The 13,872-nt window shown below is 59.8% G+C and carries 13 protein-coding genes, 1 tRNA gene and 1 pseudogene; 6 read left to right on the forward strand and 9 right to left on the reverse strand.

Annotated features, from left to right (window positions below):
- Positions 1–93 precede the first annotated feature (93 nt).
- Together HX817_RS00170 and ddlA are read left to right on the forward strand one after the other, a co-directional pair.
- The gene (locus HX817_RS00170) at positions 94–732 is read left to right on the forward strand and encodes a LysE family translocator (RefSeq protein WP_177039583.1); all 639 of its coding nucleotides are present in this window, start codon (positions 94–96) and stop codon (positions 730–732) included.
- 43 nt (positions 733–775) lie between these two features.
- Positions 776–1,870, forward strand: coding sequence for a D-alanine--D-alanine ligase (ddlA, locus tag HX817_RS00175; RefSeq protein WP_177039584.1), 1,095 nt, complete (start codon positions 776–778; stop codon positions 1,868–1,870).
- Between the two features lie 223 nt (positions 1,871–2,093).
- Here the strand turns inward: ddlA and HX817_RS00180 are convergent, their stop codons facing one another.
- Together HX817_RS00180 and ggt are read right to left on the reverse strand one after the other, a co-directional pair.
- Positions 2,094–2,822 carry a polyphenol oxidase family protein gene (locus tag HX817_RS00180; RefSeq protein WP_177039585.1) on the reverse strand — a complete coding sequence of 243 codons (729 nt, stop codon included), beginning with the start codon at positions 2,820–2,822 and terminating at the stop codon, positions 2,094–2,096.
- A 23-nt stretch (positions 2,823–2,845) separates the two neighbouring features.
- Complete coding sequence (gene ggt / locus HX817_RS00185) at positions 2,846–4,672, reverse strand: gamma-glutamyltransferase (RefSeq protein WP_177039586.1); 1,827 nt, start codon at positions 4,670–4,672, stop codon at positions 2,846–2,848.
- A 197-nt stretch (positions 4,673–4,869) separates the two neighbouring features.
- Here ggt and HX817_RS00190 point away from each other — a divergent pair, with 197 nt between their 5' ends.
- Together HX817_RS00190 and HX817_RS00195 are read left to right on the forward strand one after the other, a co-directional pair.
- Positions 4,870–5,760: a bifunctional helix-turn-helix transcriptional regulator/GNAT family N-acetyltransferase gene (locus HX817_RS00190; RefSeq protein WP_218182549.1), complete on the forward strand. Its 891-nt coding sequence runs from the start codon at positions 4,870–4,872 to the stop codon at positions 5,758–5,760.
- A 165-nt stretch (positions 5,761–5,925) separates the two neighbouring features.
- The gene (locus tag HX817_RS00195) at positions 5,926–6,966 is read left to right on the forward strand and encodes a DMT family transporter (protein WP_102604724.1); all 1,041 of its coding nucleotides are present in this window, start codon (positions 5,926–5,928) and stop codon (positions 6,964–6,966) included.
- 81 nt (positions 6,967–7,047) lie between these two features.
- On the opposite strand, the gene HX817_RS00200 is transcribed toward HX817_RS00195, so the two are convergent.
- Positions 7,048–7,124: transfer RNA gene (locus HX817_RS00200), tRNA-Met, on the reverse strand.
- Between the two features lie 269 nt (positions 7,125–7,393).
- On the reverse strand, positions 7,394–7,714 hold the full coding sequence (locus HX817_RS00205; RefSeq protein ID WP_177039588.1) for a DUF6124 family protein: 321 nt from the start codon (positions 7,712–7,714) through the stop codon (positions 7,394–7,396).
- A 426-nt stretch (positions 7,715–8,140) separates the two neighbouring features.
- Here HX817_RS00205 and HX817_RS00210 point away from each other — a divergent pair, with 426 nt between their 5' ends.
- On the forward strand, positions 8,141–9,358 hold the full coding sequence (locus HX817_RS00210) for an MFS transporter (RefSeq protein WP_093201834.1): 1,218 nt from the start codon (positions 8,141–8,143) through the stop codon (positions 9,356–9,358).
- A 108-nt stretch (positions 9,359–9,466) separates the two neighbouring features.
- On the opposite strand, the pseudogene HX817_RS31175 reads toward HX817_RS00210, so the two are convergent.
- Positions 9,467–9,586, reverse strand: a pseudogene (locus tag HX817_RS31175) (RNA polymerase subunit sigma); the annotation flags it as partial.
- Positions 9,587–9,710: 124 nt separating this feature from the next.
- Between HX817_RS31175 and HX817_RS00215 the strand changes: the two are divergent.
- Complete coding sequence (locus HX817_RS00215; RefSeq protein WP_087693771.1) at positions 9,711–9,935, forward strand: hypothetical protein; 225 nt, start codon at positions 9,711–9,713, stop codon at positions 9,933–9,935.
- Between the two features lie 368 nt (positions 9,936–10,303).
- Here HX817_RS00215 and ychF read toward each other — a convergent pair whose 3' ends face one another.
- The 4 genes from ychF to HX817_RS00235 form a co-directional block, all read right to left on the reverse strand.
- Complete coding sequence (ychF, locus tag HX817_RS00220) at positions 10,304–11,404, reverse strand: redox-regulated ATPase YchF (protein ID WP_003208384.1); 1,101 nt, start codon at positions 11,402–11,404, stop codon at positions 10,304–10,306.
- A gap of 23 nt (positions 11,405–11,427) precedes the next feature.
- The gene (pth, locus tag HX817_RS00225; protein WP_003208389.1) at positions 11,428–12,012 is read right to left on the reverse strand and encodes an aminoacyl-tRNA hydrolase; all 585 of its coding nucleotides are present in this window, start codon (positions 12,010–12,012) and stop codon (positions 11,428–11,430) included.
- Between the two features lie 165 nt (positions 12,013–12,177).
- Complete coding sequence (locus tag HX817_RS00230) at positions 12,178–12,777, reverse strand: 50S ribosomal protein L25/general stress protein Ctc (protein ID WP_003208391.1); 600 nt, start codon at positions 12,775–12,777, stop codon at positions 12,178–12,180.
- Between the two features lie 138 nt (positions 12,778–12,915).
- On the reverse strand, positions 12,916–13,857 hold the full coding sequence (locus HX817_RS00235) for a ribose-phosphate pyrophosphokinase (protein ID WP_003208392.1): 942 nt from the start codon (positions 13,855–13,857) through the stop codon (positions 12,916–12,918).
- Positions 13,858–13,872: the final 15 nt, after the last annotated feature.

A 13,872-nucleotide genomic window follows, 5' to 3' on the forward strand; every position in this document is an offset into this window, starting at 1 on the left:
GAATCCGCTGTCTGCCGGGGTCTTGTACGATTGTGCAGGGCGGGTACCGGGCATATGATCCTGATTCCTGCACTGCCCTCGGCGGAATCCCACATGGAATTGTTCAATCCGGCCTACGCGGCTCCTCTGGTCTCGCTGGCCCTGCTCTGGACCGTCGCGGTCGTCACGCCTGGCCCGAACTTCTTCAACACCGCGCAACTGGCCGCCAGTTGTTCACGCCGCCATGGCGTGGTGGCGTCGGCTGGCGTGGCCACCGGCACCGTGATGTGGGGTCTGGCAGGCGGTTTGGGGATCAAGTCGCTGTTCACCGCAGCACCCATGTTGTACCTGGCGTTCAAGATCATCGGCGGCTGCTACCTGATTTACCTGGGGTTGAAACTGTTCCGGCGCTCGGCACCGTCGATGGCCCAGAACCTGTTGCCCGACGAACCTCGGCGTTCACTGTTCTCCGCCTGGCGCCTGGGTTTGCTGGGCAACCTGTCCAACCCCAAGGCGGCGCTGTTCGTCGCGACGATCTTTGCATCCACCATGCCGCAGTCACCGTCGCCGACGCTGCTGACCCTGGCCGTGATCACCATGGCGACCTTGTCATTCAGTTGGTACTCCTGCGTGGCACTGGTGTTTTCCAGTGAGCGGATGGCCAACATCTATGCCCGCTCGCGCAAGTGGCTGGACCGGTTTGCCGGTGGTTGTTACGTACTGTTCGGGGCCACGCTGGTAGCGAATCGCTGACGGCTCATGGTAAGAAGCCTTACTTTCAAACGTGAGGCCGATCATGAGCAAGCTGCGGGTAGGGATTATTTTTGGTGGCCGTTCGGCCGAGCACGAAGTGTCGCTGCAATCGGCGCGCAACATCGTCGATGCACTGGACCGTTCGCGCTTTGAGCCGATCCTGATCGGCATTGACAAGGCCGGCCACTGGCACCTCAACGACACCTCGGGCTTTCTGCTCAACGAAGAAAACCCGGCGCTGATCGCCCTCAATCAATCCAATCGTGAACTGGCCGTGGTGCCGGGCAAGGCCAGCCAGCAACTGGTGGAAACCGCCAGCCAGGCCTCGTTGGAACATGTCGATGTGATCTTCCCGATCGTCCACGGCACCCTCGGCGAAGACGGCTGCCTGCAAGGCCTGCTGCGCATGGCCGACTTGCCGTTTGTCGGCTCCGACGTGCTGGGCTCGGCCGTGTGCATGGACAAGGACATCAGCAAACGCCTGCTGCGCGATGCCGGGATTGCCGTGACACCGTTCATTACCCTCAACCGCAGGAATGCGGCGCGTACCACCTTCGAACACGCCCAACAAAAACTCGGATTGCCGATGTTCGTGAAACCGGCGAACCAGGGTTCGTCCGTGGGTGTGAGCAAGGTGGGCAGCGAGGCTGAATATCATGCCGCCGTAGAACTGGCCCTCGGGTTTGATGAAAAGGTGCTGGTGGAGTCGGCGGTAAAAGGCCGGGAAATCGAATGCGCCGTGTTGGGTAACGAGAATCCCATCGCCAGCGGCTGTGGCGAGATCGTGGTGCGGGACGGGTTCTATTCCTACGACAGCAAATACATCGATGACCAGGCAGCCCAGGTGGTGGTGCCGGCGGACATCAGTGTTGAAGACAGCGAGCGTATTCGTGCGTTGGCTATCGAAGCGTTTGAAACCCTGGGCTGTGCCGGGCTGGCGCGGGTGGATGTGTTTCTGACGGATGAGGGGGAGGTGCTGATCAACGAGATCAACTCGTTGCCGGGCTTTACGCGCATCAGCATGTATCCGAAGCTGTGGCAGGCGGCTGGCATGAGCTACAGCGAGCTGGTGAGCCGGTTGATCGAGCTGGCGCTGGAGCGGCATGCGGGGCGTAAGGGGTTGAAGATCAGCTGGTGATTTTTACGGCGTTAGACTTGGGAGCGCCGATTACTTTTTCATGAGCGACTCCATTGTGGCGAGGGAGCTTGCTCCCGTTGGGCTGCGCAGCAGCCCTGAAACTGAGTTTGGTGCGCTTGCTGAAAAAACGCATCAGCTCATTCTGGGGGCGCTTCGCACCCCAGCGGGAGCAAGCTCCCTCGCCACAAATATGGTGTTGCCGGGGAGGTTGTATTCGGCCGCTTTATCGTTGCGTTTTTCGCGAGATCCACGAATACAACAACGTCTTGCGCTCCGTACTGTCATGGGTCCTTCGGCGGTAACTCGCAAACGCCGGCGAGGTGCAATACGTACACACCTCGCTCACCTCAACCTGCTCAGGTTTTATCCCTGCCGCCTCCAGCAAGATCAGCGCATACCGGCCCAAATCAAACCACGCACTCAACGCCTGCCTGGGTTCTGGCGGCTGAATCTCCGGTGCCAACAACGGCGCCGGCTGCTCAAACGTCCACGGCGCATTTCCATCCCGCCACAAATGCCCCTGACTCGCCTGCAACTGCGCCACAAACTCGCCACTCACCTCATAACAACACGGCTTGATCGACGGCCCGATCGCAATCCGCAACTGGTCCAACGCCACTCCCTCGGCGGCAAACCGTTGCATGGCATTGGCGATGATCCCGCCTTGCAGCCCCTTCCAGCCGCCATGAATCGCCGCGACAAAATCCCCGCTCTCCGAGGCCATCAGCAACGGTAGGCAATCGGCGGTGATCACCGCAATCGGCTGCACATCCCGGCTGAAAACCCCGTCAGCCTCCACCGTGTTGGGCGTAAGCTCCGGGTGCCATTCAATGGTCGTGGCGCTGTGCACCTGCTTGCAGATGAACACCTCGTCGGGCCGCAATGGATCGTCAATCGTACAAAACCCATGGTCGACGCCAGCCAGGGCGTCGAGGTTATTTGCCTTGTGCACGCGCAGCTCTCCAGTGAGTCAATTCAATCCCCCAACGCTTCGCCTTCACGGCGTGGATCAGCCCCGCCGATCAACGACGCCTTGCCTTGCGCATCGCGCACTCGGACGATCGCCTGGGCGCCGCTGGTCATGTCGATTTCGCTCAGGGCGTGGCCCTTGTCCTTGAGCGCCTGTTTCAGCTGAGCACTGAACAACCCGGCTTCCAGCTCGGTCGCGCCGTTGCGGCTGCCGAAGTTGGGCAGGCCGACGGCCGCTTGCGGGTCGAGGTTCCAGTCGAGCATGGCCACCAGGGATTTGCTCACATATTCGATGATCTGCGAACCGCCCGGCGAACCCACCGTGGCCACCCACTCACCGCTCTGGCGATCAAACACCAGGGTCGGTGCCATCGACGAACGGGGGCGCTTGCCCGGCTCGATCCGGTTGGCCACCGGCTGGCCGTTCTCTTCGGGGATGAAGGAGAAGTCGGTCATCTGGTTATTCAGCAAAAAGCCCTGGACCATTACATGGGAACCGAATGCGGACTCCACCGTGGTGGTCATCGACACCGCGCCACCCACGTCATCCACCGCCACCACTTGCGAGGTGGAAATGCGCAACGGCGAGCGATCCGGCGCGTAGGCCACTTCAATTCCCGCAGGCTTGCCCGGCTTGGCGACGCCCATGCTGCGCTCACCGATCAATGCGGCCCGTCCGGCCAGATAGTCCGGCGCGACCAGCCCGGCCACCGGCACCGGCACATAGTCGGAATCCGCCACGTACTGGGCGCGGTCGGCATAGGCCAGGCGGTCGGCCTCGGCGATCAGATGCACCGCTTCATGCACCGGTTCCAGGCCGGCCGGGGAGTCGTTCTTCACCGGCTTCAACAGCCCAAGCGTCATACGCGGGTCGCGGGTTTCCAGGGCCTGCAACGTGCCGAGGATCTGCGCAATGGCGATCCCGCCCGACGACGGCGGCGGCATGCCGCAGACTTTCCAGCGTTTGTAGTCGGTGCACAACGGCGCCCGCTCAACTGCGCTGTAGCCCTTGAGGTCGGTCAGCGTCAGGCTGCCGGCGTTGCTGTTGCCTTGCACCTTGCGGGTGATTTCGTCGGCAATGGGGCCGTAGTACAGCGCGTCCGGCCCTTCCTTGGCGATGCGCTTGAACACGTTGGCCAGCGCCGGGTTTTTCAGCAGCGTACCGGTGGCCTTCGGGCTGCCGTCGGCATTCAGGAAGTACGCGGTCATTTCCGGCGAGCGGCTGATGTAGCGGTCAGCGGCAATCAGGCTGTGCAGGCGCGCAGAGATCGGGAAACCCTCTTCGGCCAGGCGAATGGCCGGCTCAAACAGTTTGGCCCATTGCAGGTGGCCGGTTTTTTTATGGGCCATTTCCAGGGCACGCAACACCCCCGGGGTGGCCACCGAACGCCCGCCAATCTGCGCCTGCGGGAACGACATCGGCGTGCCATCGGCGTTGAGGAACAACCGCTCGGTAGCGCCCGCCGGTGCGGTTTCGCGACCGTCGTAGGCGTGCACCTGCTTGCCGTCCCACAGCATGATGAACGCGCCGCCGCCGATCCCGGAGGACTGCGGCTCCACCAGGGTCAGCACGGCCTGCATGGCAATCGCGGCGTCGATGGCCGAGCCGCCCTTGCGCAATATCTCGCGCCCGGCTTCGGCGGCCAGCGGGTTGGCGGCGGCGGCCATGTGGCGCTCGGCGTGGCGGGGGCTCATGTCGGTGCGATAGCCCGAGCCGAGCTCCGGGGCGGGCGGCAGTTCCGGCGCGGTGGCGCTGTGGCAGGCGGCGAGGGTGAGGGCGGCGGTGATCAGCGAGAGGGCGGTAAGGCGTTGGCGGCGAAAAATCGAAAACACGCGATGACTCCGTTCATTTGAGAATGATCTGTTGTCCGTGGGGAGGGAATGTACCTCAGTGGTTTGCAGGTTGGGAGATTGATCTGTATTTGGTTGTGCAGTACAACTACATCCTTCGTCATTCGGGCAAGAGGTTTCCCCCCGTGAACCGTTCCAAGCCAGACCTTATCGATCAGATCCGCTGTGCCTCGCGTCTTATGGTGCGAGAGCTGGGCTTCATGCAGCCGAAGTTGGCGGCCAGCAGTTACCCACCGTCATCGGTGCACACGATTGTTGAAATCGGCGAGCGTGGCGCGCTGACAGCGGCTGAACTGGTCATGTTGCTGGGGCTGGAAAAGTCGTCGGTAAGCCGCATGGTGCGCAAGCTGGTCGAGGCGGGCGAGCTGGAAGAGTTTGCCAACGAGGACGATGCCCGTTCGAAAAAGCTGCGGCTCACCACACGAGGCCAGAAGACGTTACGCGACATTGAAACGTTTGCCCGGCGCCAGGTGGGCGAGGCGATTGGCGACTTGTCCAGCGAACAGCAACAGGCCGTCAGCCGCGGGCTCGATCAATACGCCGCAGCCCTGCAAACCCAACGTACTGGCGCCCGGCAGCCGAGGCACTACCGCATTGCCCATGGCTACCGGCCAGGCATCATCGGGCGTATCGCGCAGATGCACGCCGAGTACTACGCCCAGCATGCGAATTTTGGCCAGCCGTTTGAAAGCCTGGTGGCGGCGGACATGGCCGAGTTGATGGGGCGCCTGGCCAACCCGCGCAACCAAGTCTGGGCAGTGCTGGACGCAGAGCAGATCGTCGGTTCGATCGCGATTGATGGCGAGGGCGAAAACGGCGAGGCGATCCTGCGCTGCTTCATCCTCGACCCGTCTGCCCACGGCCAGGGCTTGGGTAAACGGTTGTTGAAAGAGGCGCTGGATTTCTGTGACGGGCACCGGTTCCCGGCGGTGCGGCTGTGGACGTTCAAGGGCCTGGATGTGGCGCGCAAGCTCTATGAAAACGCGGGCTTTGTGCTGGAGTCGGAACAGGAGGGGCAGCAGTGGGGCAAGTCGGTGGTGGAGCAGTGTTTTGTGCGGCAAGGGGTTTGACATACAGCGCCCCAGTAAGAGGCGCTCAGTGCTGATGCCGGTAGCGGGGAATGTTATGCGTCACCTTCTTGTGGTTCGCCAGCCAGGCTGGCATTCACATAATTCTTACCCGGGCACGGCTATGATGCTCGTCCTTATGCAATAAGCCTGACAGGGCGACCCATTATGAATGTGAGCATTCTCTACGCGTTGGCGGCGGCGGCGTTGTTCGGCGCCAGCACTCCGCTTGCCAAGCTCCTGGGGGTCGATACGCCGCCCATCCTGTTGGCCGGGCTGCTCTATCTGGGCAGCGGCCTGGGCCTGGCCATCGTTCGGTTTGCTCGCGACCACGGCTGGAAACGGCCCGGGCTTGCAGCCGGAGAGTGGCCCTGGTTGGTGGGCGCCATTGTCTTTGGGGGCGTGCTTGCGCCTGTGGCGCTCATGTACGGGCTCACCCGTACCGCGGGCGCCACCGCATCGTTGATGCTCAATCTTGAGTCGGTGCTCACGGCCGTGCTGGCGTGGGTCGTGTTCAAAGAGAACGCAGATCGCCGCATCGTGATCGGCATGATCGCTATTGTTCTGGGCGGGATCGTTTTGTCATGGCCGCACGGGACAGCGACGGCTCATGATTGGACGGGGCCGCTGGCCGTGGCTTTCGCCTGTTTTTGTTGGGCCATCGACAATAACCTGACCCGTAAGGTCTCTGCCTCGGATGCGCTGTTTATCGCCGGCAGCAAAGGCTTGGCGGCGGGTGTGGTCAATTGCTGTTTGGCGTTGGCCATCGGGTCGCAACTGCCAGCGGTGGCCACGCTCGGGTCAACCATGGTGGTTGGGCTGCTTGGGTATGGCGTGAGTCTGGTGCTGTTTGTGCTCGCTCTGCGCGGGCTTGGCAGTGCGCGCACCGGCGCCTATTTTTCCACGGCTCCCTTCCTGGGCGCGGTCATCTCGATCCTGATCCTGGGCGAGTCGGTTTCGCTGATGTTCTTGCTCGCGGCCGCCTTGATGGCCATCGGGGTGTGGATTCATCTGATGGAACATCATGCGCACGAGCATCAGCACGATCCCCTCATGCACGGTCATCGCCATACACACGATGAGCACCACCAGCATGTGCATAACTTTGCGTGGGACGGTACCGAGCCACATAGTCATGCCCATGAGCACGCACCGATCCAGCACAGTCATGCGCATTTTCCCGATGTGCACCATCGGCATAAACACTGACGTCTGTGGGGCAATAGGGCGGTTTACTTTTCTTCAGGCATAAAAAAACGGCCTACCTTTCGGTAAGCCGTTTTTAGTACTTGGTGGCTACACAGGGACTTGAACCCCGGACCCCAGCATTATGAATGCTATGCTCTAACCAACTGAGCTATGTAGCCAAGTGGCGCGCATTATTCGCGGAGAACGGGAATGCGTCAAGCGCTTTTTTTGAAAATTTATCTACGCTATCAACTGTTTAACGGGAAACACCGGGTTTGGTGACGAGCGGTTGGGGTTTGCGCAGGTCCCAAGGCAGCGAAGATCAAAAGGTGGGAGCGGGCTTGCTCGCGAATGCGGTGTGTCAGTCAGCAGAGGTATTGGCTGGTCCACCGCCTTCGCGAGCAAGCCCGCTCCCACATTTGATCTGCGGTGTTCTGGCGTTCGCGCGTCAGGTTTTGCGCGGGTGCAGGCACTCTATCGAGCGGTCGACCATGGCCTTGGCGATTTCCAGCAGGTGCCACACGGCGAGCACTTTGGCGCGTTCGGGGCTTTGCAGTTGTTCGCCACAGTCGAGCGCGGTGGCCGAGGCGCTGTGCAGCAGGTCGGCGGTGTAGAGCAGGGAGTCTTCGAAGCTGATGTCGTCGCTGATGGCGTAGAAGCTGGTCGAGGGTTGCGGCGGGTCGGTGGGCAAGTAGTGGTCGAGCGCTCGGGTGAAGGCGGCGCGGTCTTTGGCCTGGTCACGGGGTGGATCGGGGACAATTTTAAACATGGCATAGCTCCTGATTAACTTGGAGCCGTACCGCTCGCGACTAAACGAAGGGTGGCGGCTGTACGCAGGTTAGTCGACCGGCTAATCAGGAAAACCCGGCGCACCCGAAGGTGCCCTGCGCACAGCCACCATGAAACCTCATGGGAGCATGCGCCTGATATAAGTCCGGGCGACTAAACCCGATCACTGAAAACCAGCGACGGACCGAAGACTAGCCACCGACTCCCCCAGGCACAAGGCCGAAAGATTCTCTAGGAAACGTCCCGCAAATTAAAGGGATTCATCTTGCTGGCCCTTTACAAACCATGACCGCTGCATCGATTCATCTACTCGTTAGCCTGCTAACGGGATAGCCTTCCTGCACCCAAAAGTGGCACATTGTCGCACCTGCACCTGTGCATCCATCTGCTGTACGGAAAACCTCCCATGGCTCTGAGCAATTCCCAGCCCTCCGTGGCTACGACGCCTGCCGCCGGGCAAACCAGCCCGTTGGTGATGCGTGTAATCGGCGCGGTGGCGCTGGCGCATTTGATCAATGACTTGATCCAGTCGGTACTGCCCTCGATCTACCCGATGCTCAAGGCCAATTACGGCCTGACGTTCACCCAGGTCGGCTTGATCACCCTCACGTTCCAGCTCACCGCGTCCCTGCTGCAGCCGTGGGTGGGTTATTACACCGATCGCCATCCCAAGCCGTACCTGTTGCCCTGCGGAATGATCTGCACGCTGGTGGGCATCCTGATGATGTCCCAGGTGGGCAGCTTCCCCCTGATCCTGCTGGCGGCGGGGTTGATCGGCATCGGCTCGTCGACCTTCCACCCGGAAGCGTCCCGCGTGGCGCGCCTGGCCTCGGGCGGGCGTTATGGTTTGGCGCAGTCGACGTTCCAGGTGGGCGGTAATGCCGGCTCGGCCTTCGGCCCGTTGCTGGCGGCGGCGATCATCATTCCGTTCGGCCAGGGCAATGTGGCCTGGTTCGGCCTGTTCGCGGTGTTTGCGTTGTTTGTGCTGTATGCGATCAGCCGCTGGTACGCCCACCACTTGAACCTGTTCAAGCTCAAGCAAGGCCAGGCGGCCACTCACGGCCTGTCCAAGGGCCGGGTCTTGAGCGCGCTGGTGGTGCTGGGCCTGCTGGTGTTTTCCAAGTACTTCTACATGGCCAGTTTCACCAGTTACTTCACCTTCTACCTGATCGAGAAGTTCGACCTGTCGGTGGCCAGTTCACAGCTGCATCTGTTCCTGTTCCTCGGCGCGGTGGCGGCGGGCACGTTCTTTGGCGGGCCGATTGGCGACAAGATCGGCCGTAAGGCGGTGATCTGGTTTTCGATCCTCGGGGTGGCGCCGTTCACCCTGATTCTGCCCCATGTGGACCTGTTCTGGACCAGCATCCTGAGCGTGGTGATCGGCTTTATCCTGGCCTCGGCGTTCTCGGCAATTGTGGTGTATGCGCAAGAGTTGGTGCCGGGCAATGTGGGGATGATCGCCGGGGTGTTCTTCGGTTTGATGTTCGGTTTTGGCGGGATTGGTGCGGCGCTGCTGGGGCACCTGGCAGACATCCACGGCATCGAGTACGTGTACACGCTGTGCTCGTTCCTGCCGCTGTTCGGGGTGTTGGCGATTCTGTTGCCGCGTACCAAAAAGGCCTGATACCAGATCAATCGAGTCGGGCAGATATCCCTGCTGCCCAACGCTTGCGTCAAACGGGTAAATCAACTGCTCCTGCAAAGGGTGTCGGCGTTGCGCCGGTGCGCTGATTTACGGTTGTAGCGGGTTGTAGGTGGCCCGCTTGAGCTGTTCTCGCGCCCGGGACAAACGTAGGCGCACCGTGCTAATGGGGATGTCCAAGGTGTCGGCGGTGTATTGGGCGTTTCCATCGGCAAGTGCTTGTTGCTGTACTAAGTCAGCAGGTTCCAGCCGCCGGTAGATATGCTTTCCATGAAAGTGATTCCGAGTGATTAAGGCGTCGGTGCTACGCTTGCTCAAAACACGGAGAGCCGCCATGACGGATATCAAACTGATTGCTAGCTTGTTTGATCGCCTTAATCAGAACCAACTCGCCCTAGGCGCCGCAGTTGAAGAGCTTTCCAAGTGGGTCGAACAACGTGGGTCGGCAGAAATTGCCAACAACGTTCGCGGTGCGCTCGAAACACTGGATGAGAACCTTGTGTTTATTCGTCAGGGAATTGCTGAGCTAACAGTCACAGGGAGTTTAGGAAAGCTGTGACGGTCTGGAGCAGTAGAAGGTCCGGCTGTCTAACATCGAGGCAAGTAGTCCGATTCCGCCCAGGTGCCGTCGTTAGCAGTAACGGCAGGGTAGGCCGCTTACTAGCTTACAACGGCGCCCTATCGCAGGGAGGCGCTTCCCCAGGGGCATGCGCACGTTGGTAGCGAGCTGGACTGCCTACCGGGCTGGTGATTTTTCATATCTACCGAATCGAATTCTGAAGTTCTCGCTGCTAATTTTAGAGATGGGACTGGCTCTAACAATATTGAATACCGAAGTTTTTTTCGGTGGCGGGGAAGTGAGCGCCCACAAAAAAGCCGATGCAGTGCATCGGCTTTTTGTTTTGCGGCATAGGCCGCAGGTAAAGCTTATACGTTGAAGCGGAAGTGCATCACGTCGCCATCCTTGACGATGTATTCCTTGCCTTCCAGGCGCCATTTACCGGCTTCCTTGGCACCGGCTTCACCCTTGAACTGGATGAAGTCGTTGTAGGCGATGACTTCGGCGCGGATGAAGCCTTTTTCGAAGTCGGTGTGGATCACGCCAGCCGCTTGCGGGGCAGTGGCACCGACCTTGACGGTCCAGGCGCGTACTTCTTCAACACCGGCGGTGAAGTAGGTCTGCAGGTGCAGCATTTCGTAGCCGGCACGGATCACGCGGTTCAGGCCAGGCTCTTCCAGGCCCAGGGCCTCGAGGAACATGTCTTTTTCTTCGCCGTCTTCCAGCTCGGCGATTTCCGCTTCGATCTTGTTGCACACCGGAACAACCATCGCGCCTTCTTCTTCGGCAATGGCCAGGACCACATCGAGCAGCGGGTTGTTCTCGAAACCGTCTTCAGCCACGTTGGCGATGTACATCACCGGCTTGGTGGTCAGCAGGTGGAAGCCCTTGATCACCGCCTTTTCGTCGGTGCTCATGTTCTTCATCAGGCTGCGTGCCGGCTTGCCCAGGGTGAAGTGGGCAATCAGTTGCTCCAGCAAGGCTTTCTGGACCACTGCGTCCTTGTCGCCGCCCTTGGCGTTACGCGTGACCTTTTGCAGTTGCTTCTCGCAGCTGTCGAGGTCGGCGAAGATCAGTTCCAGGTCGATGATCTCGATATCGCGTTTCGGGTCGACGCTGTTGGAGACGTGAATCACGTTCTCGTCTTCGAAGCAGCGGACCACGTGGGCGATGGCATCGGTCTCGCGGATGTTGGCGAGGAACTTGTTGCCCAGGCCTTCACCTTTCGACGCGCCGGCTACCAGGCCCGCGATGTCGACGAACTCCATGGTGGTCGGCAGGATGCGCTTTGGATTCACGATGGCCGCCAGGGCGTCCAGGCGTGTATCGGGCATCGGCACGATACCGGTGTTCGGTTCGATGGTGCAGAAGGGGAAGTTCTCCGCCGCAATACCGGATTTGGTCAGGGCGTTGAACAGGGTGGACTTGCCGACGTTAGGTAGGCCGACGATGCCGCAATTGAATCCCATGGTGTTTCCCCTCGGGTAAAGAGTCAGGCCTTCTGGCTGTGCAGGTTTTTCATCGCACGGTTCCATTCACCGGCGAAGATATCCGGCAGCACGCCGAGGGCAAAATCGATGCTGGCATCGAGTTTTTCCTGTTCGGCGCGTGGCGCACGACCCAGGACGAAATTTGAAACCATACTGGCAACGCCCGGGTGGCCAATGCCAAGCCGCAAGCGGTAGAACGTATTCTGATTGCCCAACTGCGCGATGATGTCGCGCAGGCCATTATGCCCGCCATGGCCGCCGCCTTGCTTGAGCTTGGCAACGCCGGGTGGCAGGTCTAGTTCGTCATGGGCCACCAGGATTTCTTCGGGTTTGATCCGGAAGAAGCCCGCAAGCGCCGCGACAGCCTGGCCGCTGCGGTTCATGTAGGTGGTGGGAATCAACAGACGAACATCCTGACCCTGATGCGAAAAGCGTCCGGTCAGGCCAAAATATTTGCGATCGGCCACAAGATTGACGCCTTGGGCGTGGGCGATACGCTCAACAAAAAGGGCCCCCGCGTTATGCCGGGTCTGTTCGTATTCGGCGCCTGGATTTCCCAGGCCAACGATCAGTTTAATGGCAGTCACGACAGGGGCCCTTCCTTTGGAGTTGTGGATAACATCGCCGTTGGTGCGGCGAAAGTGGACGACAAAAACTCATTAACCGTTAGAGGCCAACTTCGCATTCTCGCCCGCTTTCTCGCTACGTTCCGGTCCGCGATGTTTCCTCAAGCTCCGGCATTACAGAGTGAATTACTCTGCAGCGCCTTCTTCAGCTTCTGGTGCAACGCGTGGAGCGTGTACGTTTGCAACAGCTTTGTCGTCACCGTGAGCCAGTGCAACGAACTCAACGCCTTTAGGAGCCTTGAGGTCGGACAGGTGAACGATTGCGCCGATTTCCAGAGCCGACAGGTCGACTTCGATGAACTCAGGCAGGTCTTTCGGCAGGCAGGTCACTTCGATCTCGGCGATAACGTGCGAAACTTCGCCGCCTTTCTTGACCGGAGCTTCTTCACCAACGAAGTGCACAGGCACGATAGCGGTCAGTTTCTGACCAGCTACTACGCGTACGAAGTCAGCGTGCAGCACGTGGCCTTTAGCTGGGTGACGTTGCAGTGCCTTGATGATGACGTTCTGCTTGGTGCCGCCAACGTTCAGCTCGATGATGTGGCTGTAAGCCGCGTCGTTTTCGAGCAGTTTGGCGATTTCTTTAGCCAGCATGCTGATGGATTCAGGGGCTTTTTCGCCACCGTAAACTACAGCTGGAACCAGGCTTGCGAGACGACGCAGGCGGCGGCTCGCACCTTTCCCCAGGTCGGAACGCAGTTCAGCATTCAAAGTAAAATCGTTCATGTTGTATCTCCAAAATAACCACATTCGCCCTAGCGTTTGCGACCAGCGCTAAAGGCGATATGGGCAAAAAAGCCCCGCCCCGGCAGAATGCTGGGGCGGGGCGCTTTTCGTCAGGTTGATGCCGCTAAGGTTTGACCCTTAACGGAACATCGCGCTGATCGATTCTTCGTTGCTGATGCGGCGAACCGCTTCGGCAACTACCGGTGCGATATCCAGTTGACGGATACGCGAACAGGCTTGAGCGGCAGCGGACAACGGGATGGTGTTAGTCACCACCAGTTCGTCCAGCATTGAGTTCTCGATGTTCTCGATCGCTCGGCCCGACAGCACAGGGTGTGTGCAGTAGGCGAAGACTTTTGCTGCACCGTGCTCTTTCAAGGCTTTCGCCGCGTGGCACAGGGTGCCGGCGGTGTCGACCATGTCATCAACCAGAATACAGGTACGCCCTTCGACATCACCGATGATATGCATCACTTCAGAGTGATTGGCTTTCTCGCGGCGTTTGTCGATGATCCCGAGATCCACGCCCAGGGATTTGGCAACAGCCCGTGCACGCACGACGCCACCAATGTCCGGGGACACGATCATCAGGTTTTCAAAGCGCTGGTCTTCGATGTCATCCACCAGGACGGGGGAGCCGTAGATGTTATCTACCGGAATATCGAAGAACCCCTGGATTTGGTCAGCGTGCAGGTCAACCGTGAGAACACGGTCGATACCTACCACGGTCAGCATGTCAGCAACGACTTTCGCACTGATAGCCACACGTGCGGAACGCGGACGGCGATCCTGACGGGCATAACCAAAGTAAGGGATTACAGCTGTGATTCGAGTCGCTGAGGAGCGGCGGAAGGCATCAGCCATCACGACGAGTTCCATCAGGTTATCGTTGGTCGGAGCGCAAGTCGGCTGAATAATGAAGACATCTTTACCGCGGACGTTTTCATTGATCTCGGCTGTAATTTCGCCGTCGGAGAATTTACCGACAGAGATGTCACCGAGAGGGATATGCAGCTGACGTACAACACGCCGAGCCAGATCGGGGTTAGCATTCCCCGTAAAGACCATCATCTTGGACACGCGCAGTACCTAGAG

This window comes from Pseudomonas sp. C6002 (assembly GCF_013385805.1).
Lineage (GTDB): Bacteria > Pseudomonadota > Gammaproteobacteria > Pseudomonadales > Pseudomonadaceae > Aquipseudomonas.

Excerpts from the sequence above, each read along its gene's own strand:
- HX817_RS00170 (WP_177039583.1), top strand. The coding sequence starts at position 94 with ATGGAATTGTTCAATCCGGCCTACGCGGCTCCTCTGGTCTCGCTGGCC.
- ddlA (WP_177039584.1), top strand. The coding sequence starts at position 776 with ATGAGCAAGCTGCGGGTAGGGATTATTTTTGGTGGCCGTTCGGCCGAG.
- HX817_RS00190 (WP_218182549.1), top strand. The coding sequence starts at position 4,870 with ATGGTGCGAGAGCTGGGCTTCATGCAGCCGAAGTTGGCGGCCAGCAGT.
- HX817_RS00195 (WP_102604724.1), top strand. The coding sequence starts at position 5,926 with ATGAATGTGAGCATTCTCTACGCGTTGGCGGCGGCGGCGTTGTTCGGC.
- HX817_RS00205 (WP_177039588.1), bottom strand. The coding sequence starts at position 7,714 with ATGTTTAAAATTGTCCCCGATCCACCCCGTGACCAGGCCAAAGACCGC.
- HX817_RS00210 (WP_093201834.1), top strand. The coding sequence starts at position 8,141 with ATGGCTCTGAGCAATTCCCAGCCCTCCGTGGCTACGACGCCTGCCGCC.
- HX817_RS00215 (WP_087693771.1), top strand. The coding sequence starts at position 9,711 with ATGACGGATATCAAACTGATTGCTAGCTTGTTTGATCGCCTTAATCAG.
- ychF (WP_003208384.1), bottom strand. The coding sequence starts at position 11,404 with ATGGGATTCAATTGCGGCATCGTCGGCCTACCTAACGTCGGCAAGTCC.
- HX817_RS00230 (WP_003208391.1), bottom strand. The coding sequence starts at position 12,777 with ATGAACGATTTTACTTTGAATGCTGAACTGCGTTCCGACCTGGGGAAA.